This is a genomic window from Sphingobium sufflavum (assembly GCF_021403115.1).
GTDB lineage: Bacteria > Pseudomonadota > Alphaproteobacteria > Sphingomonadales > Sphingomonadaceae > Sphingobium > Sphingobium sufflavum.
On record NZ_JAJSSH010000002.1, the window covers coordinates 300,244 to 319,475 of the forward strand.

The 19,232-nt window shown below is 68.5% G+C and carries 19 protein-coding genes; 17 read left to right on the forward strand and 2 right to left on the reverse strand.

The window, feature by feature from the left end:
• The first annotated feature begins 170 nt into the window (after nucleotides 1-170).
• From nagZ to tatC, 6 genes are all read left to right on the forward strand, one after another.
• Nucleotides 171-1,178 (forward strand): beta-N-acetylhexosaminidase, encoded by a 1,008-nt coding sequence (gene nagZ, locus LWE61_RS04690; RefSeq protein ID WP_234148871.1) that lies wholly within the window; start codon nucleotides 171-173, stop codon nucleotides 1,176-1,178.
• A complete protein-coding gene (locus LWE61_RS04695) occupies nucleotides 1,175-1,981 on the forward strand; it encodes a segregation and condensation protein A (RefSeq protein WP_234148872.1) in 807 nt (268 codons plus the stop codon). The genes nagZ and LWE61_RS04695 overlap by 4 nt, the downstream gene beginning before the upstream one ends.
• Nucleotides 1,981-2,607, forward strand: coding sequence for an SMC-Scp complex subunit ScpB (gene scpB, locus LWE61_RS04700; protein WP_234148873.1), 627 nt, complete (start codon nucleotides 1,981-1,983; stop codon nucleotides 2,605-2,607). The genes LWE61_RS04695 and scpB overlap by 1 nt, the downstream gene beginning before the upstream one ends.
• 128 nt (nucleotides 2,608-2,735) lie before the next feature.
• Nucleotides 2,736-2,990 carry a twin-arginine translocase TatA/TatE family subunit gene (locus LWE61_RS04705; protein WP_234148874.1) on the forward strand — a complete coding sequence of 85 codons (255 nt, stop codon included), beginning with the start codon at nucleotides 2,736-2,738 and terminating at the stop codon, nucleotides 2,988-2,990.
• A 200-nt stretch (nucleotides 2,991-3,190) separates the two neighbouring features.
• Nucleotides 3,191-3,688 carry a Sec-independent protein translocase protein TatB gene (gene tatB, locus LWE61_RS04710; protein WP_234148875.1) on the forward strand — a complete coding sequence of 166 codons (498 nt, stop codon included), beginning with the start codon at nucleotides 3,191-3,193 and terminating at the stop codon, nucleotides 3,686-3,688.
• Nucleotides 3,685-4,485 carry a twin-arginine translocase subunit TatC gene (tatC, locus tag LWE61_RS04715; RefSeq protein ID WP_234148876.1) on the forward strand — a complete coding sequence of 267 codons (801 nt, stop codon included), beginning with the start codon at nucleotides 3,685-3,687 and terminating at the stop codon, nucleotides 4,483-4,485. Before tatB ends, tatC begins: the two co-directional genes overlap by 4 nt.
• 471 nt (nucleotides 4,486-4,956) lie before the next feature.
• Here tatC and LWE61_RS04720 read toward each other — a convergent pair whose 3' ends face one another.
• Both LWE61_RS04720 and LWE61_RS04725 read right to left on the reverse strand, forming a co-directional pair.
• A complete protein-coding gene (locus LWE61_RS04720) occupies nucleotides 4,957-5,097 on the reverse strand; it encodes an entericidin A/B family lipoprotein (protein ID WP_234148877.1) in 141 nt (46 codons plus the stop codon).
• Between the two features lie 380 nt (nucleotides 5,098-5,477).
• The gene (locus LWE61_RS04725) at nucleotides 5,478-6,686 is read right to left on the reverse strand and encodes a cell wall hydrolase (protein WP_234148878.1); all 1,209 of its coding nucleotides are present in this window, start codon (nucleotides 6,684-6,686) and stop codon (nucleotides 5,478-5,480) included.
• A gap of 335 nt (nucleotides 6,687-7,021) precedes the next feature.
• On the opposite strand from LWE61_RS04725, the gene LWE61_RS04730 reads away from it, so the two are divergent.
• The 11 genes from LWE61_RS04730 to murD all read left to right on the forward strand — a co-directional run bounded on the left by LWE61_RS04730 (nucleotide 7,022) and on the right by murD (nucleotide 19,201).
• On the forward strand, nucleotides 7,022-8,050 hold the full coding sequence (locus LWE61_RS04730) for a cysteine synthase A (RefSeq protein WP_234148879.1): 1,029 nt from the start codon (nucleotides 7,022-7,024) through the stop codon (nucleotides 8,048-8,050).
• Between the two features lie 43 nt (nucleotides 8,051-8,093).
• A complete protein-coding gene (locus LWE61_RS04735) occupies nucleotides 8,094-8,444 on the forward strand; it encodes a hypothetical protein (RefSeq protein WP_234148880.1) in 351 nt (116 codons plus the stop codon).
• A 79-nt stretch (nucleotides 8,445-8,523) separates the two neighbouring features.
• The gene (locus LWE61_RS04740; RefSeq protein WP_234149082.1) at nucleotides 8,524-9,780 is read left to right on the forward strand and encodes a GldG family protein; all 1,257 of its coding nucleotides are present in this window, start codon (nucleotides 8,524-8,526) and stop codon (nucleotides 9,778-9,780) included.
• A 195-nt stretch (nucleotides 9,781-9,975) separates the two neighbouring features.
• The gene (locus tag LWE61_RS04745) at nucleotides 9,976-10,491 is read left to right on the forward strand and encodes a division/cell wall cluster transcriptional repressor MraZ (protein WP_234148881.1); all 516 of its coding nucleotides are present in this window, start codon (nucleotides 9,976-9,978) and stop codon (nucleotides 10,489-10,491) included.
• A complete protein-coding gene (rsmH, locus tag LWE61_RS04750) occupies nucleotides 10,491-11,495 on the forward strand; it encodes a 16S rRNA (cytosine(1402)-N(4))-methyltransferase RsmH (RefSeq protein ID WP_234148882.1) in 1,005 nt (334 codons plus the stop codon). The genes LWE61_RS04745 and rsmH overlap by 1 nt, the downstream gene beginning before the upstream one ends.
• The gene (locus LWE61_RS04755) at nucleotides 11,492-12,238 is read left to right on the forward strand and encodes a colicin transporter (protein ID WP_234148883.1); all 747 of its coding nucleotides are present in this window, start codon (nucleotides 11,492-11,494) and stop codon (nucleotides 12,236-12,238) included. Before rsmH ends, LWE61_RS04755 begins: the two co-directional genes overlap by 4 nt.
• Complete coding sequence (locus LWE61_RS04760) at nucleotides 12,238-13,935, forward strand: peptidoglycan D,D-transpeptidase FtsI family protein (RefSeq protein WP_234148884.1); 1,698 nt, start codon at nucleotides 12,238-12,240, stop codon at nucleotides 13,933-13,935. The genes LWE61_RS04755 and LWE61_RS04760 overlap by 1 nt, the downstream gene beginning before the upstream one ends.
• Complete coding sequence (locus LWE61_RS04765; RefSeq protein ID WP_234148885.1) at nucleotides 13,932-15,365, forward strand: UDP-N-acetylmuramoyl-L-alanyl-D-glutamate--2,6-diaminopimelate ligase; 1,434 nt, start codon at nucleotides 13,932-13,934, stop codon at nucleotides 15,363-15,365. Before LWE61_RS04760 ends, LWE61_RS04765 begins: the two co-directional genes overlap by 4 nt.
• A gap of 64 nt (nucleotides 15,366-15,429) precedes the next feature.
• Nucleotides 15,430-16,806, forward strand: a complete 1,377-nt coding sequence (locus LWE61_RS04770) for a UDP-N-acetylmuramoyl-tripeptide--D-alanyl-D-alanine ligase (protein WP_234148886.1) — start codon at nucleotides 15,430-15,432, stop codon at nucleotides 16,804-16,806.
• Nucleotides 16,807-16,808: 2 nt separating this feature from the next.
• Nucleotides 16,809-17,879, forward strand: coding sequence for a phospho-N-acetylmuramoyl-pentapeptide-transferase (mraY, locus tag LWE61_RS04775; RefSeq protein ID WP_234148887.1), 1,071 nt, complete (start codon nucleotides 16,809-16,811; stop codon nucleotides 17,877-17,879).
• Entirely contained in the window at nucleotides 17,876-19,201 is a 1,326-nt protein-coding gene (gene murD / locus LWE61_RS04780) for a UDP-N-acetylmuramoyl-L-alanine--D-glutamate ligase (protein WP_234148888.1), read from the forward strand. Before mraY ends, murD begins: the two co-directional genes overlap by 4 nt.
• Nucleotides 19,202-19,232 lie beyond the last annotated feature (31 nt).

Consider the following 19,232-nt stretch of genomic DNA (forward strand, 5'->3'; position numbering starts at 1 on the left):
CGGTTCGGGGCGCGTTCTTATGCGCTTCTCCGCAGTGATCGGCCTGTCCCATCGTCGGGCGCAGCATCAGGGTTCGGGGCGTCGGCGTGTGGTGTGGGGGCCGGACAGAGCCGCACAGGCCCGCGGCATGTCCTCTTTCCCCCATGCGCGATCCTCTCTAGGGTGGAGGCATGAAGCCTGTCATATTCGGCCTTTCCGGTGAAACCCTGACGCCCGACGAGCGCGCCCTGTTCCGTGAGGCGGAACCGGCGGGCTATATTATGTTCAAGCGCAACATTCGGGACCGGGCGCAACTGCGCGCGCTGACCGACGATCTGCGGGCGCTGGCGGGGCGGGACGACCTGCTCATCATGATCGACCAGGAGGGCGGGCGCGTCGCGCGGATGCAGCCGCCGGTGTGGCCGAAATTCCCCTCCGCCGAGCCGTTCGACCGCCTCTATGCCACCGCGCCGTCGAGCGCGATTGCGGCCACCCGCGCCAATGCGCGCGCCATTGCCGCGACGCTGGCCGAGGTGGGGATCACCGTCGATGCGCTGCCGCTGCTCGACCTGCGGATCGAGGGGCAGAGCGAGATCATCGGGGACCGCTCGCTGGGCGGCGACCCGATGCAGGTTGCGGCGCTGGGCCGGGCGGTGATCGAGGGGCTGCGCGCGGGCGGGGTCGTGGGCATCGTCAAGCATATGCCGGGCCATGGCCGGGCGCTGGTGGACAGCCATCTGCACCTGCCCACCGTGACGGCGAGCGCGGAGGAACTGGAGGCGGATATTGCGCCGTTCCGCACGCTGGCCCATGCGCCGATGGGGATGACGGCGCATATCATCTACACCGCCTGGGATGCGGAGCGCCCCGCCAGCCTGTCGCCCGTCGTCATCGGGGATGTGATTCGGGGGCGGATCGGCTTCGACGGGCTGCTGATGTCGGACGATCTCGATATGAAGGCGCTGTCTGGCAATATGGGCACTCTGGCCGCCGCGACGGTGGCGGCGGGATGCGATCTGGCGCTCAACTGCTGGGGCGTGATGGACGACATGATCGCCATCACGGAGGCTCTGCCGGAGATCAGCGACGAGAGCCGGGCGCGGCTGGACCGGGCGATGGCGACGGTGGCGGGCGGCGCGGACGATGCGGATATGGACGCGGTGGTGGCCACGCGCGACGCGCTGCTGGCGCTGGCATGAGCGACGGGGCCGAGCTGCTGGCCCCGGTGGAGGCGGGGGATGGTGCGCCCGCCGGGCAGGAGGAGACGCTCACCCTGTCCTTCGAAAGCTGGGAGGGGCCGCTCGACCTGCTGCTGACGCTGGCGCGCGGGCAGAAGGTGGACCTTCGCGAGATTTCGATCCTGGCGCTGGTCGAGCAATATCTGGCCTTCATCGACAATGCGCGCGCGCTGAAGCTGGAGGTCGCGGCGGACTATCTGGTGATGGCGGCGTGGCTGGCCTACCTCAAATCCGCCCTGCTGTTGCCGAAGGTGGAGCAGCCCGACCCGTCGCCGGAGGAACTGGCGTTGCGCCTGCAATTGCGGCTCCAGCGGCTGGACGCGATGCGGGAGGCCGGGGCGCGGCTGATGGCGCGCGACCTGATGGGGCGGGACGTGTTCGCGCGCGGCGACCCGGAAGGACTGGACCGGCCCCGCTCGTCGGTGTGGACGGCGAGCCTGTATGACCTGCTGGCCGCCTATGGCCGGGTGAAGGCGCGCAATAGGCCGGTGGTGCACATCGTCGCGACCCGCAATGTGATGACGCTGGAGACGGCGATCGGGCGGGTGGCGAAGCTGGTCGGCAGCGCGATCGACTGGACCGTGCTGGAGGATTTCCTGCCCCGGACGGTCGACCCGGACATGCAGCGGTCAGCGCGGGCGAGCAGCTTTGTCGCGGCGCTGGAACTGGCGAAGCAGCGGCGGCTGGACATACGGCAGGCGGGGGCGTTCGCGCCGCTGTACCTGCGCGCGGTGCCGGGCGGCGGCGGGGCGGCGGGGCGGTGATGCAGGACGACAAGCTGCGCCTGATCGAGGCGGTGCTGTTCGCGGCGGAGGAGCCGCTGACCGCGGCGGAGGTGCAGCGCCACGCCGGGCTGGCGGAGAGCGTTCTGCCGCACCTGACCGTGCTGGCGGATCAGTATGCGGGGCGCGGCATCGAGCTGGTCGCGCGCGGTGGCCGCTGGCATTTCCAGACGGCGGCGGACCTCGCCCATATCCTGCGGCGGGAGCGGGAGGTGGCGCGCAAGCTGTCGCGCGCGGCGGTCGAGACGCTGGCGATCATCGCCTATCATGAGCCGGTCAGCCGGGCGGAGATAGAGGCGATCCGGGGCAGCCAGGTGGCCAGGGGCACGATCGACGTGCTGATGGAGGCGGGATGGGTGCGCCCGGCGGGACGGCGCGAGACGCCGGGGCGACCGCTGACCTATGCCACCACGGCGGATTTCCTGACGCACTTCGGGCTGGAGACGCGGCGCGACCTGCCCGGCGTGGACGATCTGCGCGCGGCGGGCCTGCTGGAGCCGGTGGATATGGCGCTGGAGGCGGCGCTGCTCTCGCCCGATGAGGCCGGGGAGGAGGCCTGCGAGGGAGCGGAGGATGGCGCAGGAGAGGATGCGGAAAGCGCCGATTGAGGCCCTGTGCCGCAGCCCTGTGCCGGAAAAATATCCCTCCTGTCATGATTCCGACCCTTTTCCCCGCGCAAAGGGTTCCCACTTTGATCCGATAGGTCTAATTAGCGGCCATTCAGGAGGTTTGTGTCATGGGTTTCGGTTCGCCGCTGCACTGGATTGTGCTCGTCCTCGTCGTCGTTCTGCTCTTCGGTGGCGGTCGTATCTCCGGCCTGATGGGCGATGTCGCCAAGGGCATCAAAAGCTTCAAGAAGGGCATGGCCGACGATGACGACGATGTGACGCCGCAGCGCCAGGCGCAGCCCGTCCAGCAGATCGAGGCCAAGGCGGAGCAGGCCCCGCAGCCCACCGCCGCGCCCGTTTCCAGCGAGCAGAAGCAGGGTTGATCCGACACCGCCGGGGTTGGGCCGGGGTTGGGCCGGGGTTGGGCCGGGGTTGGGCCGGGGTCGCGGCCGGGATCGTGGCCAACCTGGACCGCCGCGCCGCCGCCCCTTATCGGCTGGATAGACACTGGCCCAGTTGAACCGGCCCGGTAGAATCGGCCCAGTAGAATCAGGCCCAATAGAATCGGATTGTCACGGGCGTCATGTTGGACATTGGCTCATCGGAACTGCTGCTCATCATCATCGTGGCCGTCGTCGTGATCGGCCCGAAGGATCTGCCGCGCGTGCTCTACAAGCTGGGCCAGATCATCGGCAAGGGACGGGCGATGACCCGCCATTTCCGCTCTGGCATCGACGAGATGATCCGGCAGGCGGAGATGGAGGAGATGGAGAAGAAATGGGCCGCCGACAATGCGCGGATCATGGCGCAGACGCCGGCTTCGACCGAGGCGAACCCCTATTCCGATCCCAATGGCTATGATGTGGTGGCCGATGCCGAACAGGCCGCGCTGCCCGCGTCCGATGCCGTAGTGGCCGATACCATAGTGGATGGTGCGCCGTCGGGGACAGGGGAGAAGGTGCCAGATCAGGCGTCAGGTCAGGCGACAGGACAGGCGGAGGAGGAGGGCTTCAAGCCGTTCGTCGCCGCGCCCACGCCGGACAGTGAAAAGGGCAGGAACGAAGCGGGTCCGGCGGCATGAAGGATCTGGACGAAAGCACCGCTCCGCTGCTGGAGCATCTGGTCGAACTGCGGTCCCGGCTGCTGCGTTGCGTCTATGCGCTCGTGCTGTCGGGCATCGTCTGCTATTATTTCTCGGACAAGATTTTCGCCTTTCTGGCCCAGCCGCTCCGCGATGCTTATGGCCCGCATGGCGGCAAGCTGGTGTATACCAAGCTGTATGAGGCGTTCTTCGTCCAGTTGAAGGTGGCGATCTTCGGCGCGTTCTTCGTGTCTTTCCCGGTCATCGCCAACCAGCTCTGGGCCTTTGTCGCGCCGGGGCTGTACGCCAAGGAAAAGCGGGCGCTGCTGCCCTTCCTGCTGGCGACGCCGATCCTGTTCGTCAGCGGCGCGGCGCTGGCCTATTATGTGGTGATGCCCACCGCCTTCCACTTCTTCCTGGGGTTTCAGGGCAATGCGGGCGGCGTCGAGGTGGAGGCGCTGCCCAGCACCGAATCCTATCTGGCGCTGGTGATGCAGTTCACGCTGGCGTTCGGGATCAGCTTCCTGATGCCGGTGCTGCTGATGCTGCTGAATCAGGCGGGGATCGTGTCGCGGGCGCAGCTTATCTCCGTCCGGCGCTATATGATCGTGGCGGCGGTGGCCGTGGCGGCGGTGCTGACGCCGCCCGACGTGGTGTCGCAGTTGATGCTGGCGGTGCCGCTGATCCTGCTGTTCGAACTCAGCCTGATCGCGATGTGGTTCACCGACCGCAAGCGGTCGGCAGAGGCGGCCGACGAGGAACGGGCGGTGGTCGAGACGGGCGGCGGCGAGCAATAGAGCCGGTTGGCATGGCTGGGGTGGCTGGACCGCCTCCGTCGTTGCGATCTTACCCTGTTCGCCAGCATCCTCTTCGCATCGTGACGGGATGCCGCCTGGCCAAGATAGGTCAGGTTGGGGCGTGATGGCTGTTCCTTCGATCGTCACTGCGCGCGCAATGACGACGTGGGGCATCTGATGCGATCCCATTCTAAGGCCCACTCTAGTGGGCCTTGGCGGCGTTGCGTCGCGATGGGCGGGAGGGACCGGATAGGCTCTTCGTCTCGACCGCTTGCCCGATCTGAAAAGGCTGACGAGGCAGGGTAGCCTGTTGCCATGGCGTCGGCCTGTGGTGGGCGCTGTGTTGGGGCAGGATCGGCTATTCGGCAAGCGATGAGCCGTGGTTTGCCCGTAAAAAGGATCAGGCCGGGGACGACCCGGCCTGATGATACGGACCGTAGACCGGGCCGCGAAACTCTTCTTAAAGCGCGCTTATTTGGTGTCGCGCGCGGCACCCGCCACGGCGTCGCCTGCGCTGGACACGTCGCGGCCAGCGCCCTCCACCGTGTTGCAGGCGGAAAGCAGGACCAGTGCCGAAAGCAGGGCTGCGGTAAGGGCTGGGGTCTTTTTCATGGCATGTTCCTGCTGCTGCTTGGCCGGTTTCGGCGTTGTGGGTTGGTGTCCTATCGTCCCAACCAAACACGGAGGACGACGCCCGGTTCCGCGCCGGTGCGGGGTGGCTGCAACTTTTCCTGTGCCGGGCTGCCGTGCGCCGGGCAGAAAAAAGGCGGCTGGGCCAGATGGCCCGCCGCCGGTTATTGCTGATGGGAGAAAAGGATGGCCCGGAACGCTGGTCGGGTGGGGGATGGCGTTCCGGGCCGTGTATTTGGACAGCAAGAGCGGGGGGGCAATGTTTTGCTGTCCGAACCAAAAAACAGGCGGCCCCTGTAAAGGTTCCGCCTGCCGATGATTTTTTCCAATTTTTTTTTGGGAGCCGTCGATGGCGTCCGCATTTACCGCAGGGCGCGGCCCGAATTGCGATATTCCGGGCGGATGGTGGATTGTGGCAGGCCGGGTGAGCCGGGGTCGCGCCCATGGGCGGACGGGGCGGGAGCGGGGAGGGCCGGCATGGCGGTCGCCAGCGACGGGACGGCGGCGGGCTGGGGCAGCAGCAGGGGGGAGGCCGTGGCGGTGGCGGCCGTCGGGACGGATGCCGTGGGCGCGCTCCATCCCGCCATCAGGTCCGGTCCGGGTGGCGCGAGCGGGGGCAGCGTGCGCGACGGCGGCGTAAAGGCATAGGGACCGGGCTGGGCCGTTTCTCGCCCCGAATAGCGCATGCGATAGGTAGCGGGCATCCCCGCCTCGCCAGGCAGGCGGTAGAAGATATGCGCGCCGATCACCGCGACCGGGCGCACCCGCCCCGCCCATGGTGGATGCACGGCCAGCGTATGGTAGAAGGTGGCGAGGCCCGCGGGCGCGAAAATCTCTCCCGACAGGCTGCGGGCGGCGATACGGCGCGCGCGCGCCCAAGTGGATGCCGCAGGCGCACGCGCCATGGACCCGTCGCAACTGAAGGTGAACTGGCAGCGCAGGTCGGACCGTTCCGTCCCCTGATAGATGACGCCGCACACACTGGCGGGCCAGCGCCCGGAGGCGAGTCTGTTGAGGATGACCTGCGCGACGGCGCGCTGGCCCTCTTCCGGCTCGTTGCCCGCCTCATAATAGATGGCGTTGGTCATGCACTGGAGTGCGCGGGCCTGATCCAGGAAGGTCAGGCCGCGCATCGGCATGGAGAGGGCGGCGGGGCCATGGTCGATCTGGAGCACATGCGGGCTGCGCTGTTCCGGGGCGAGTGTGGTGACGGCGGGGTCGCCGGGCCGGACCGGGGCCGCATCGACCGGGGCAAAGGCGTCCTGCGCGAGGAAGTAGGCGGAACCGGGGAAAGTGTCGCCCGGCCCCTGCGGCGGCAGGGCCTGCACGGGGGTGAGCGGCTGCGCGGTTTCCAGCGCATTATGGTCGAGGGCGAGCAGCGCCTGCTCCGGGATTAGGCGCAGCAGGAGCGCCAGTAGCAGGGCGATGGCGGCCCCTGTCCAGCCGCGCCTCCAGCGTCCGTTCCGCCGGGCGCGCCGCGCGGTCCATGCCGGTGCATTGGACCTGCCGGTGGGCGAGGGTCGGCCGGGGGAGGGGGCGTCGGGGCGCGGCGGGATGGGGACGGAGGCCATTGCAGCCGCTCATGCCATAGAAATCTTTATGAAATGGGATGCGTGCTCCGGTCGCGGGCGGATGGGGGTGGCGGCCTGTCCGGGAAAGCTGGGAGGCGTTGGCCGCTTGTTCGGGGCGGACGATGGGATGGAGCGGGGGCGATACGGGCGGGGAAAATGGCGTCGGGTCGACGGCGGAAGCCACGGGATTTCCCGCTGTGCGGGCGGAGAGACGGAGCGCGGGAGGGGGGGAGAGAAAGGAAAGTCGGCTTTTCCGATGGAGAAAGCCATTTTTGCAGCCGCCTGCACTTTCCCTTGCTTGCGGTGGAGGGGGGTGAGGCGCTACATCGCCTGCCATGACCCAAAGCATCGTGCCGTCCGCCCCCCCCTCGTCCGGCGACACCCTCGCCCTCATCGGCAATACGCCGCTCGTCCGGCTGGCCGGGCCGTCGGCGGAGACCGGGTGCGACATCTATGGCAAGTGTGAGTTCGCCAACCCCGGCGCATCGGTGAAGGATCGCGCCGCCCTGTTCATTGTGCAGGATGCGGAGGAGAAGGGGCAACTCCAGCCCGGCGGCACCATCGTGGAGGGCACGGCAGGCAACACCGGCATCGGCCTGGCGCTGGTCGCCAATGCCAAGGGGTACAAGACGATCATCGTGATGCCGGAGACGCAGAGCCGGGAGAAGATGGACACGTTGCGCGCGCTGGGTGCGACGCTGGTGACGGTGCCCGCTGCCGCCTACAGCAATCCCGGCCATTTCGTGCACACATCCCGCCGCATCGCGGAGGAGACGGAGGGCGCGATCTGGGCCAACCAGTTCGACAATATCGCCAATCGCCGCGCGCATGTGGTGGGCACGGCGGAGGAAATCTGGACGCAGATGGACGGGCGCATCGACGGCTTTACCTGCGCGGCGGGGACCGGCGGCACGATCGCGGGCGTGGGGCTGGGCCTGAAGCAGCATGACGAGGCGATCACCATCGCGCTGACCGATCCGCATGGCGCGGCGCTGTATGACTATTATGCCCATGGCGAGCTGAAGGCCGAAGGGTCGTCTGTCGCGGAGGGCATCGGGCAGGGGCGCATCACCGCCAATCTGGAGGGTGCGCCGATCGACACGCAGTTCCGCATTTCCGACGAGGAAGGGCTGTATTGGGTGCGGCGCCTGCTGAGCGAGGAGGGGCTGTGCCTGGGCCTGTCGTCCGGCATCAATGTCGCGGGCGCGGTGGCACTGGCGAAGCAGTTGGGGCCGGGCAAACGGATCGCGACGATCCTGTGCGACACGGGCTTTCGCTACCTCTCCACCCTGTATAATCGCGACTGGCTGACGGCCAAGGGGTTGACGGTGTTCCCCTGGCTGGAGCAGGCTCAGGGCGAGTGAAGCGTGGCAGGATCGCTGCCCGCGCCAGCCGAGGCCTGACCCCATGATGGTGCCCCCGTCGCGTGAAGAAAGCCGCCGTGAGAGCATCCGTCGCATCCAGATCGGTGCGGCGGGGCTGGGCGGCGTGCTGATGCTGGTCGGGCTGACCAATGTGCTGGTCGACAATATCCGCAAGGATGGCGGGCTGTCCGGCGGGACGGACGTGATGGGCGGGCTGGTCGCGACCAACAGCGCCGAGGCGGTGGCCAAGCCGCCGACCGAGCCGCTCGCGGATCTGGGCGTGACGCCGACGGCGGACGCGGGCACGCAGCAGGCGGCCCCGGCGGTGCCCGACCTGGAACCCGACCCGCAATTGCAGAAGCCCATGGATCGCGACCCCCGGCAGGCGCAATAGGATCGGCGCGATCGACGGGTTCAGGAGAATCGATGGCCCTGACGGGATCGGCCCGGCAGCGCGGTGGATCGCGGGCGGGGTGACTGCGCTGGTGGGTGCCGCAACCCTGCTGGCGGGACTGATGCCGCCGCACGTGATTGAGACGGGGCAGCTCGATCCCGGAGCATGGCTGTGGCCGGCTTTGGGTGGAGCGGTCGTGCTGGTGGCCGTGCTGCGTTGGGTGCTGGGGCGGTGGCGGGTGGCGGCGCTGGTCCCGGCCATGCTGGCGCTGGTGATGCCGCCGTTGATCCTCTCTATCGTCGGGTCTGCGGGGCAGGCGGAGCGGCTGGCGATCTGGGCGGATCGGGTGACGGAGGTGCCGGAGCAGGGTGGTTCAGGGCACGGTGGTCCTGAGCCGGTGGCGGGGGAGCGGGGTGCGCGGCGGCCTGTGGTTGCGATCCTGTCCGGGCCGGTGCTGCATGGACCCGCACAGGGCGGGATGCTGGCGGGATTTTCCACCGCGCCGCTGTGGAAAATATTGGGGCGGCGTTTTGCAACATTACCAACCGAAACGCTGGATCGCGCCCTGTTGGATCGGGTCGCGGCGTTGCTGCTGGTCCAGCCGCGGGCGCTGACGCCGCAGGAGCTGGTGGCGCTGGACGCGTGGGCGCGGCGCGGCGGACGAGCGGTGATGCTGGTCGATCCCGATCTGCGCTGGGCGGACGCGCGGCCGCTGGGCCATCCGCAACGCCCGCCGCCGACCAGCCTGCTGGACCCGCTGCTGACGCATTGGGGGCTGGCGCTGGCCGCCGCGCCGCCGCGTGTGGCGGGGAGCGATCCGGTGGAGCGGCGCTTTCTGGACGATGGCCGGATGATCCAGACCGTGGGGGCGTCGCATTTCCGCCTGTCCCATCCTGTCCCAGCCGCCGCCCCGGTCCCGCCCTCCCATTCTTTCCCATCCGCGCCTCCTGTCCCGGTCGCCCCTCCTGTCCTGACGGCCCCTCCTGTCCTGACGGATAGCGCGTCCTGCGCCCTGTCGTCGGGCGGGCTGGTGGCGCGTTGCCGGGTGGGGAGGGGGACCGCGATCCTGATCGCCGACGCCGATTTCGCGAACGACGCGCTGTGGACCGCAACGCCACAGAAGCCCGCGGAGACCGGCGGCTGGACGAGCGACGCCGTGCCGGTGCTGGCCGAGGCGCTGGTCCCCGGCGCGGGCGTGGCGATGGGGCGGCGGGTCTGGCTGACGCGGGCGGATGGCCTGTCGGGGGCGGTGCGGCCCGCGCTGGGGGCCATCCTGTTGCTGGCGCTGCTGACCGCGCTCGCCGCAAAGTCGAGGGGAACAAAGGGGGAATTATAGACCTTCGTCCCACCTCTGGATCAAATTTTCACAAAATTTCCCATCTCTACCCATGAATCCCCCTTCACACCCGACGGCCCCACTGATAGTTATCCCGGCTTAAGGGGCGCATGGTGTTTCCGCGATTCAGCAATCCGAAAGGCATGGCTTTTCGGGGCGGGCGAAATGCACCCTGAAACAGGGAGTTCGGGGCAAGTGTCGGCGGCCGACAACTATCATGGCAGCGGTTTCAGCGGTGTGGACAGCAAGTTGCGCTTCACCCTGCCCGTGGACCTGCGTCGCCGCGTGAAGGCCGGAAGCGCCGACCATAATGTCCTGTATATCAACATGTTGCCCGACCTGACCTGCCTGACGGGTTTCGGTGAAGACTATCTGTCCGACATGAAGGCGGAGATTGAGGCGGAGGTCGTCGCCGCGCGCACCCATGGCCAGAACCTCGACCGCCACCGCCGCGCCGCCAATATGGTGGGCGATGTCGAGCGCGTGACCTTTGACGATGGCGGCCGGTTCAGCCTGCCCGACGAAGTCCGGGAAATCATGGGCATCGACGACATGCTGTGGTTCGTCGGCGCCATCTGGACGTTCGAGATCTGGTCGCCCCAACGCTATCTCGACTCCGGTCAGGGGTCCGAAATCTCCCGCCTGCGCTGCCGCAAGGCGATGGCCGAATGGGCCGTGAACCCCAAGAACCCCAACCGGAAGGCTGCGTGATGCCCGACGCCGCCCCCCAGAGTCCTGTCCCCCAGACCCCTGCCGTCCTGACCCCTGCCGCGCCCCATATCCCGGTGCTGCTGTCCGAAGTGCTCGACGCCCTCGCCATTGTCCCCGGCGAGCGCCATGTCGACGGCACGTTCGGCGCCGGCGGGTACAGCCGCGCCATGGCGGCGCAGGGCGCGATGGTGTTCGCCATCGACCGTGACCCCGACGCGGTGGCGGAGGGGCAGGCGGTGGTGACCGCCAGCGACGGCCGGATCACATTGATCCATGGCGAATATTCGCGGATGGCGCGCCTGCTGGCCGATGCCGGGATCGCGGCGGTGGCGGGCGTGACGCTCGACATCGGCGTGTCCTCCATGCAGATCGACCGGGCGGAACGCGGCTTTTCCTTCCAGAAGGACGGCCCGCTCGACATGCGGATGAGCCAGTCCGGCCAGACCGCCGCCGAATGGCTGAACGAGGCGGACGAGGCGGCGATCGCGGATGTCCTCTACCTTTATGGCGAGGAGCGGCAGTCGCGCCGTGTCGCGCGGGCCATCGTGGCGGCGCGCCCCCTGTCCACGACCAGCCAGCTCGCCGCCGTGGTGCGCAAGGCGCTGGGCTATCGCCCCGGTCAGCCGAAAGACCCGGCGACGCGCAGTTTCCAGGCGATCCGCATCTTTCTGAATCAGGAGCTGGCGGAACTGGAGGCGGGGCTGGAGGCGGCGGAGGCGGTGCTGGCCCCCGGCGGGCGGCTGGCCATCGTGACCTTCCACAGTCTGGAAGACCGGATCGTCAAGAATTTCCTGCGGGAACGCAGCGGCGGCGATGCGGGCGGATCGCGCCATCGCCCGGCGGTGGTGGAAGCCCGGCCCGCAACCTTTGCCAAGCCCGCGCGGGCGGTGAAGGGGTCGGAGGATGAAATCGCCCGCAACCCCCGGTCCCGTTCCGCCACGCTCCGCAGTGCGACACGCACCTCCGCCCCCGCATGGTCCGCCGTTCAAGGAAGTCCGTCATGATCGCGATCAAGCGCCTGAAGAACATCCTGTGGATCCTGATCGTCGCCTTTGGCGCGCTGACCGCCTATCTGATCTCGTTGCGCGTCGCGACGGAGCGGAATGCGGTGCAGGCGCTGGACGGCAAGATTTTCCATGTGCGGGCGGACATCCGCTATCTGGAGACGGAGTTCGAGAGCCGGGCGAACATGCGCCAGCTCGAAAAATGGAACAGCGCCGACTATCGCTATGGCGCGCCGCAGGCCGCGCAATATCTGCCGGACGAGCGGGCGCTGGCCAGCCTCGACGGGGTGAAGTCGAACGGCGAAATCTATGTCGCGCCGCCGGTGATGATGGCGATGGCGGACAGCGCCGCCCCGGTGACGGAGGCGGTCGCCCAGCGCACCCAAAGCCCGGCGAACGAGCAGATTCGCGACGATGATTCGATGCTGCGCGTGGCGTCGGCGAAGGTGCAGGCGCCCGTCGCGGCAGCCATGTCCGTGTCTGCGCCGGTGTCCGCCCCAGTGCGTGAGGCGGCGCAGGGCGGCCAGCGCAAGGCGACGACCCGGCCCGATGCCGCCCGCGCCGCGCCGGTGCGGACCGCGCAGGCATCCGTGCCCGCCGCGACCGCCAGCCGTCCCGCGCCCGACCCGGTGGCGCGCAAGGCTGCGCGCATGGCGCTGCTCGACGCGCAATTGCTGGATGATCGCACGCTGCGCGACCTGGGGGCGAAGGCCGCCGTCGAATCCGGTCCGAAGCGCCGCTGATGGCCACTGTCCTCGCCCGTCCGGTCGCGCCCGATCGTCCGACGCAGCGGTACGACCTGATCGGCGTCGCGCATGCGCGGCTGGTGTTCCTGCTGCTGATCTTTGCCCTGCTGACCAGCGTGCTGGCCGGGCGGATGCTGTGGATGGGCATTGCGGCGGGGGCGGGCGACACGGGCAGGTCCGGTCTGGCGATGGTGCCGCCGCGCGCCGACATTCTCGACCGCAATGGCGAGCCGCTGGCCCGCACCATCGACGCCTATAGCATCGCGGTGCGGCCGGAGCGGGTGATCGGCGACCGGCAGGACCTGGCCGACAAGCTGCACGAGATTTTCCCGGACACCAGCGCGGGGACGTTCTTCCGCCTGCTGCAACCGACCAAGCGCTGGGCCTATCTGCGCCGCCGCGCGCTGCCGGAGCAGGTGGCGGCGGTCAATGCGCTGGGCGAGGTGGGCATCGAGTTCCCGCGCGAGAAGGAGCGGCTCTATCCGCAGCGCAGCCTCGCCGCCCATGCGCTGGGCTTTACCAGCGTGGACGGCACCGGCGGCATGGGCGTGGAGCGGGCGTTCAACGACCGGCTGACCGATGCGGCGACGCGCGGCACGCCGCTGGTCCTGTCGCTCGACGCGCGGGTGCAGGCGGTGATGGAGGCGGAACTCTATCAGGGCCTGACCGCGCAACAGGCGCGCGCGGCGGCGGGCGTGATCCTGGACGCGAACACGGGCGAGGTGATCGCCATGGCCTCCATGCCGGTGTTCGACCCCAACAAGCTGAACAACCAGTCGATGGACGCGCGGCGCAACGACATCGTGCAGTCCGCCTATGAGCTTGGCTCCACCTTCAAGCCGCTGGCCTTTGCGGCGGCGATGGACGCGGGCGTGGTGACGAGCATGTCCAAGCGGTATGACGCGACCGCGCCGCTGAGCGTCGGCGGTTTCCGCATCCATGACGACCATAGCGCGGGCCGCTGGCTGAACGTGCCGGAGGCGCTGGTCCACAGCAGCAACATCGTGACCGCGCGCATCGCGGACGAACTGGGCACCGACCGGTTGCAGGCGATGTACCGCAAGCTGGGCTTCCATGAACGTTCCGCCATCGAGCTGCGTGAGCGGGCGGGGACGATCTGGCCGTCGAACTGGGGGCGGCTGACCACCATGACGACCGCCTATGGTCATGGCATCGCGGTGACGCCGATGCACCTCGCCAGCGCCTATGCCGCGCTGGTCAATGGCGGCGTGATGCGGCCCGCGACCATGCTGAAACTGCGCGAGGGACAGGTGCCCGACGGGGTGCGCGTCTTCTCCAGCGCCACCAGCGCGCGGATGCGGCAGTTGCTGCGCCTGATCGTGCTGGACGGCACCGGACGCAGCGCGGACGCCAAGGGATACCGGGTCGGTGGCAAGACGGGTTCGGCGGAGAAGCCGCACGCGGGCGGCTATGCCAAGCATAGCCTCGTCACCACCTTTGCCGCCGCCTTCCCGATGGACAATCCGCGCTATGTCGTGCTGGTCATGATGGACGAGCCGAAGGGCAATGCGGAGACGTTCGGCCTGCGCACCGCCGCCTGGACCGCCGCGCCGATCGTGCGCCGAGTGATCGAGCGGGCGGCGCCGATGATGGGCGTGTACCCGGAGGCGAGCCGGGACGTGGACGTGTCGGAACTGACCCCGCTGTTGTGGAAAGCGAAGGGCGAGGAATGACCCGGCTGGGCGATCTTGGCCATCCGGTCGCGCAGGATGTGCGCGATGTGGCCGTATCGGGTTTTGCCATCGACAATCGCAAGGTCGCGCCGGGGTCCGTGTTCGGCGCGTTCCGCGGTGCGCGCGTGAATGGCGAGGATTATATCCCGGCCGCCATCGCCGCCGGGGCCGTGGCGGTCGTCGCGCGGCCCGAAGCGGTGGTGGAGGGCGCGGTGCATATCGCTGACGCCGAACCGCGCCGCCTGTTCGCACAGCTCGCCGCCCGCTATTTCGCGCCCTTTCCCGCCACGACCGTCGCGGTGACCGGCACCAATGGCAAGACATCGACGGTGGAATTGGCGCGGCAATTGTGGCGATCGCTGGGCCATCATGCGGCGTCGGTCGGCACGCTGGGCGTGACCACGGACGGGGAGCAGGTGTCCACCGGGCTGACCACGCCCGATGTCGTGACCTTCCTCGCCAACATGTCCGGCCTGAACCGCGAGGGCGTGAGCCATGTCGCGTTCGAGGCGTCGAGCCATGGCCTGGACCAGTATCGGACTGAGGGGTTGCCGGTGCGGGCGGGGGCGTTCACGAACCTGAGCCGTGACCATCTCGACTATCATGGCGACATGGACAGCTATTTCCACGCCAAGATGCGGCTGTTCGACGAGGTGATCGCGGCCGATGGCGCGGCGGTGGTGTGGACGGACGACGCCCGGTCGGCGGCGGTGGCGGCGCGCGCGACGGCGCGGGGCCTGCGGCTGCTGACGGTGGGCGAGGCGGGCGAGACGCTGCGCCTGATTGCGCGCACGCCGACGGCGCTGGGGCAGGATTTGCTGGTCGGGCTGGAGGGTGGCGGCGAGCATAAGCTGCCCCTGCCGCTGATCGGGGCCTATCAGGCGGCCAATGCGCTGGTCGCGGCGGGGCTGATCATCGCGACGGGGACGCCGGTGATCGACGCGCTGCGGGCGCTGGAGCGGGTGCAACCGGTGCGCGGGCGGCTGGAGCGGGCGGTCATCACGCGGACGGGCGCGCCGGTCTATGTCGATTATGCCCATACGCCGGACGGGCTGCGCGCGGCCATAGAGGCGCTGCGCCCCCATGCGACGGGGCGGATCATCACCGTCTTTGGCGCGGGCGGGGACCGGGATGCGGGCAAGCGGCCGCTGATGGGCGAAGTGGCGGGTGCGCTGTCGGACGTGGTGATCGTGACCGACGACAATCCGCGCGGCGAGGATGCGGCGCTGATCCGCGCCGCCGTGCTGGCGGGCGCAGCGGGCGCAACGGAGATCGGCGGACGGCGTGAGGCCATCGCCCATGCCATCGGTCTGGCGCAGACGGGCGACATCGTGCTGCTGGCGGGCAAGGGGCATGAGCAGGGGCAGATCGTGGGCGACCATGTGTTGCCGTTCGACGATGTGACCGTCGCGCGCGAGTGCGCCGCATGACGGCGCACGCCACAAGCAAAGCGTGCCGCATGACGGCGCACGCCATTTTCAAGGCATGTGTGGCATGAGCGCGCTGTGGACCGCCCGGACCGTGGCGGAGGCGACAGGCGGCAGTATGCATGGCGCGTTCCACGCCCATGGCGTTGCGTTCGACAGCCGGGAAGTTGGGCCGGGCGACCTGTTCGTCGCGCTGAAGGGCACGCAGTCGGACGGCCATGACCATGTCGAGAAAGCCTTTGCCGCTGGCGCCGCCGCCGCCGTGGTGGAGCGGCCGGTGCGCGGCGCGCATGTGCGGGTGGCGGACACGACCGAAGCGCTGGTCGCGCTGGGCTGCGCCGCGCGCGCCCGCACGCAGGCGAAGGTCATCGGCGTGACCGGCTCCGTCGGCAAGACCGGCACCAAGGAGGCGCTGTGGCAGGCGCTGGACCGCAAGGCGCCGAACCGCGCGCATCGCTCCGTCAAAAGCTACAATAATCATGTCGGCGTGCCGCTGAGCCTGGCGCGGATGCCCGCCGACAGCCTGTTCGGCATTTTCGAGATGGGCATGAACCATGAGGGCGAACTGGCCGCCCTGACCCGCATCGTGCGCCCCCATGTCGCCATCGTCACCGCCATCGCGCCGGCCCATATCGGCCATTTCGGCGGGCTGGAGGCAATTGCCGACGCCAAGGCGGAGATATTCGAGGGGCTGTTGCCCGGCGGCACCGCGATCATCCCGGCGGACAGTCCCTTTGCCGCGCGCCTGTATAACAAGGCGATCCGTTACGCCGACAAGGTCATGACCTTCGGCTTTTCCCGCGACGCCGATGTGCGGGTGGTGGACGAGGTGCCCGCGCGCGACGGCGGCACGATGGTGACCGCGCGCCTGCCGGGCGGCACGATCAATTTCCATGTCGCCGCGCCGGGCCGCCACTGGGTCTCCAACGCGCTGGCCATCATGGCGGCGGTGGAGGCGGTGGGCGGCGACCTGGCCATCGCGGGGCTGGCGCTGGCGGAGATGCCCGGCCTGCCGGGACGCGGCGAGCGGCGCAGGGTCGCGGTCGAGGGCGGCACCATCCTGCTGATCGACGAAAGCTATAACGCCAACCCCGCATCCATGGAGGCGACCATCGGCCAACTGGGCCGGGAGGAGGCGGGACGACGCATCGTCGTGCTGGGCGCGATGAAGGAATTGGGCGACCAGTCGGACGCGTTGCACGCCGCGCTGGCCGGTCCCATCGGTGAAGCGGGCATTTCCGACGCCATATTGATCGGCGAGGAGATGAAACCCCTCGCCGAGGCCCTTGAAGGCCGGCTGGCTTTGCGTCATGTGCCCGACGCTCAAACCGCCATCGACAGCCTGCGCCCGCTTTTGCGGGCTGACGACGTTGTGCTGGTCAAGGGTAGCAACAGTATCGGCCTGTCCCGCGTCGTCGCGGCGATCGCCGGGGGGACACGCTGACAATGCTCTACTGGATCGCCGAACAGCTCGGATTCCCCGGCGTGCTGAACCTGATACGCTATCTGACGTTCAGGGCGGGCGCGTCGATCATCACCGCGCTGGTCATCGGCCTGATTATCGGGCCGAAGTTCATCGGCTGGCTGCGCGTGCGGCAGGGCAAGGGACAGCCGATCCGCAGCGACGGGCCGCAGACCCATCTGGCCAAGGTCGGCACGCCCACCATGGGCGGGCTGATGATCCTGACTGCGCTGGTCCTGTCGGTGCTGCTGTGGATGGACCTTCGCTCCATCTATGTCTGGGCGTGCATCTTCGTTACCCTGGGCTTTGGCGCGATCGGATTTCTCGACGATTATGACAAGGTGACGAAGGCGAGCCACAAGGGCCTGTCGGGCCGGTTCCGTCTGCTGATCGAATTCCTGATCGCGGGGATCGCGACGATCCTGATCGTGCGGCACAATGGCACGGGGCTGTACCTGCCCTTCTATACCGGCGGTCCCATCGACCTTGGTTATTTCTATTATGTCTTCGCCGCCTTCGTCATCGTGTCGTTCGGCAATGCGGTGAACCTGACCGACGGGCTGGACGGCCTCGCCTCCATGCCGGTGATCGTGGCGTGCATGGCCTTCATGCTGATCGCCTATATCGTGGGCCGTGCGGACTATGCCGCCTATCTGGGCATACCGCATGTGCCGGGGGCGGGCGATCTGGTGATATTGTGCGGGGCCATCGTCGGGGCCTGCCTCGCCTTCCTGTGGTTCAACGCACCGCCCGCCGCCGTATTCATGGGCGATACCGGGTCACTGGCGCTGGGCGGCACCATCGGCGTGATCGCGGTGGTGGCGCATCATGAGATCGTGCTGGCCATCATCGGTGGCCTGTTCGTGGTGGAGGCGCTGTCCGTCATCATCCAGGTCTTTTTCTACAAGCGGACGGGCAAGCGGGTGTTCCGCATGGCGCCGATCCACCATCATTTCGAGCAACTGGGGTGGCATGAGACGACGGTGGTGATCCGCTTCTGGATCGTGTCCTTCGTGCTGGCGCTGGCCGGCCTCGCCACGTTGAAGCTGCGATGATCGTCTCCCCCGTCTTTGCGGGCAAACGCTATGCGGTGCTGGGTCTGGCCCGGTCCGGCCTCGCCACCGTCGATGCGCTGCACGCCAGCGGCGCGCATGTGCTGGCCTGGGACAATCGCGAGGATGCGCGCGCGGCCGTGGCGGGCAAGGCGGAGGTGGCGGACCTGCTGGAGGCCGACCTGACCGGTTATGACGGCATCGTCGTGTCGCCGGGCGTGCCGATCAACCGGCACCCCATTGCGGACAAGGCGCGCGAATCCGGCGTGCCGCTGATCGGCGACATCGAACTGTTCGCGCTGGCCCGGCCCAGCCTGCCCGCGCATCGGGTGGTGGGCATCACCGGCACCAACGGCAAGTCGACCACGACCGCGCTGATCCACCATATCTGCCGCAACGCCGGACTGCCCGCGCGCATGGGCGGCAACATCGGCCTGCCCATATTGGCGCAGGAGCCGCTGGATCGGGGCGGCGTCTATGTGCTGGAACTGTCCAGCTATCAGATCGACCTGACCTACAGCCTCGATTGCGACGTGGTCGCGCTGCTCAACATCACGCCCGACCATCTCGACCGCTATGACGGGTTCGACGCCTATGCCGCGTCCAAGGAGCGGCTGCTCATCATGCAGTCGGCGGGTCATGCCAGCGTGGTCGCCGCCGATGACGCACCGACCCGGATCATCGCGGACCGCCTGCCGCATGTCACCCGCGCCCATGCCGACAGCATCGATCCGGTGGAGCAATTGCAATGGCCTGCGCTGCAAGGCCCGCATAACGCGCAGAATGTCGCTGTGGCCCGTGCCGTCGCGGAGGCCCTGCATATCGGCCCGCGCAGCGTGGAGGATGCGCTGCGCAGCTACGCCAGCCTGCCGCACCGGATGCAGATCGTGGGGGAGCGCGACGGCGTCCTGTTCGTCAACGACAGCAAGGCGACCAACGCCGCCTCCACCGCGCCCGCCCTGTCGGCATGGCCCGCGCGGGACGGAATCCCCCGTATCCACTGGATCCTCGGCGGGTTGGCCAAGAGCGACGACCTGGACGATTGCGCGGTCGGGTTTCCCAACGTCAAGCACGCCTATACCATTGGGGAGGCCGGGCCGGTCTTTGCCGCGATCCTGCGTGATGTGGTGCCGGTGGAGGAGAGCGAATTGCTCATCACGGCGGTCGCACAGGCGGCGGCCAATGCGATGCCGGGCGATGTGGTGCTCCTCTCGCCCGCCTGCGCGTCCTTCGACCAGTTTCGGGATTTCGAGGCGCGCGGCGATGCGTTCGTCGCCGCGGTCAATGCCCTGAGTGGGGCTTTGGGTGGGGGGGCGTCGCGATGACTCCTGGTGGGCCGACGGGCGGCAAGGATGG

Excerpts from the sequence above, each read along its gene's own strand:
- nagZ (WP_234148871.1), top strand. The coding sequence starts at position 171 with ATGAAGCCTGTCATATTCGGCCTTTCCGGTGAAACCCTGACGCCCGAC.
- LWE61_RS04765 (WP_234148885.1), top strand. The coding sequence starts at position 13,932 with ATGACCCGGCTGGGCGATCTTGGCCATCCGGTCGCGCAGGATGTGCGC.
- LWE61_RS04720 (WP_234148877.1), bottom strand. The coding sequence starts at position 5,097 with ATGAAAAAGACCCCAGCCCTTACCGCAGCCCTGCTTTCGGCACTGGTC.
- murD (WP_234148888.1), top strand. The coding sequence starts at position 17,876 with ATGATCGTCTCCCCCGTCTTTGCGGGCAAACGCTATGCGGTGCTGGGT.
- tatB (WP_234148875.1), top strand. The coding sequence starts at position 3,191 with ATGTTGGACATTGGCTCATCGGAACTGCTGCTCATCATCATCGTGGCC.
- scpB (WP_234148873.1), top strand. The coding sequence starts at position 1,981 with ATGCAGGACGACAAGCTGCGCCTGATCGAGGCGGTGCTGTTCGCGGCG.
- mraY (WP_234148887.1), top strand. The coding sequence starts at position 16,809 with ATGCTCTACTGGATCGCCGAACAGCTCGGATTCCCCGGCGTGCTGAAC.
- LWE61_RS04725 (WP_234148878.1), bottom strand. The coding sequence starts at position 6,686 with ATGGCCTCCGTCCCCATCCCGCCGCGCCCCGACGCCCCCTCCCCCGGC.
- LWE61_RS04755 (WP_234148883.1), top strand. The coding sequence starts at position 11,492 with ATGATCGCGATCAAGCGCCTGAAGAACATCCTGTGGATCCTGATCGTC.
- LWE61_RS04705 (WP_234148874.1), top strand. The coding sequence starts at position 2,736 with ATGGGTTTCGGTTCGCCGCTGCACTGGATTGTGCTCGTCCTCGTCGTC.
- LWE61_RS04735 (WP_234148880.1), top strand. The coding sequence starts at position 8,094 with ATGATGGTGCCCCCGTCGCGTGAAGAAAGCCGCCGTGAGAGCATCCGT.
- LWE61_RS04695 (WP_234148872.1), top strand. The coding sequence starts at position 1,175 with ATGAGCGACGGGGCCGAGCTGCTGGCCCCGGTGGAGGCGGGGGATGGT.
- LWE61_RS04770 (WP_234148886.1), top strand. The coding sequence starts at position 15,430 with ATGAGCGCGCTGTGGACCGCCCGGACCGTGGCGGAGGCGACAGGCGGC.
- tatC (WP_234148876.1), top strand. The coding sequence starts at position 3,685 with ATGAAGGATCTGGACGAAAGCACCGCTCCGCTGCTGGAGCATCTGGTC.
- LWE61_RS04760 (WP_234148884.1), top strand. The coding sequence starts at position 12,238 with ATGGCCACTGTCCTCGCCCGTCCGGTCGCGCCCGATCGTCCGACGCAG.
- rsmH (WP_234148882.1), top strand. The coding sequence starts at position 10,491 with ATGCCCGACGCCGCCCCCCAGAGTCCTGTCCCCCAGACCCCTGCCGTC.
- LWE61_RS04730 (WP_234148879.1), top strand. The coding sequence starts at position 7,022 with ATGACCCAAAGCATCGTGCCGTCCGCCCCCCCCTCGTCCGGCGACACC.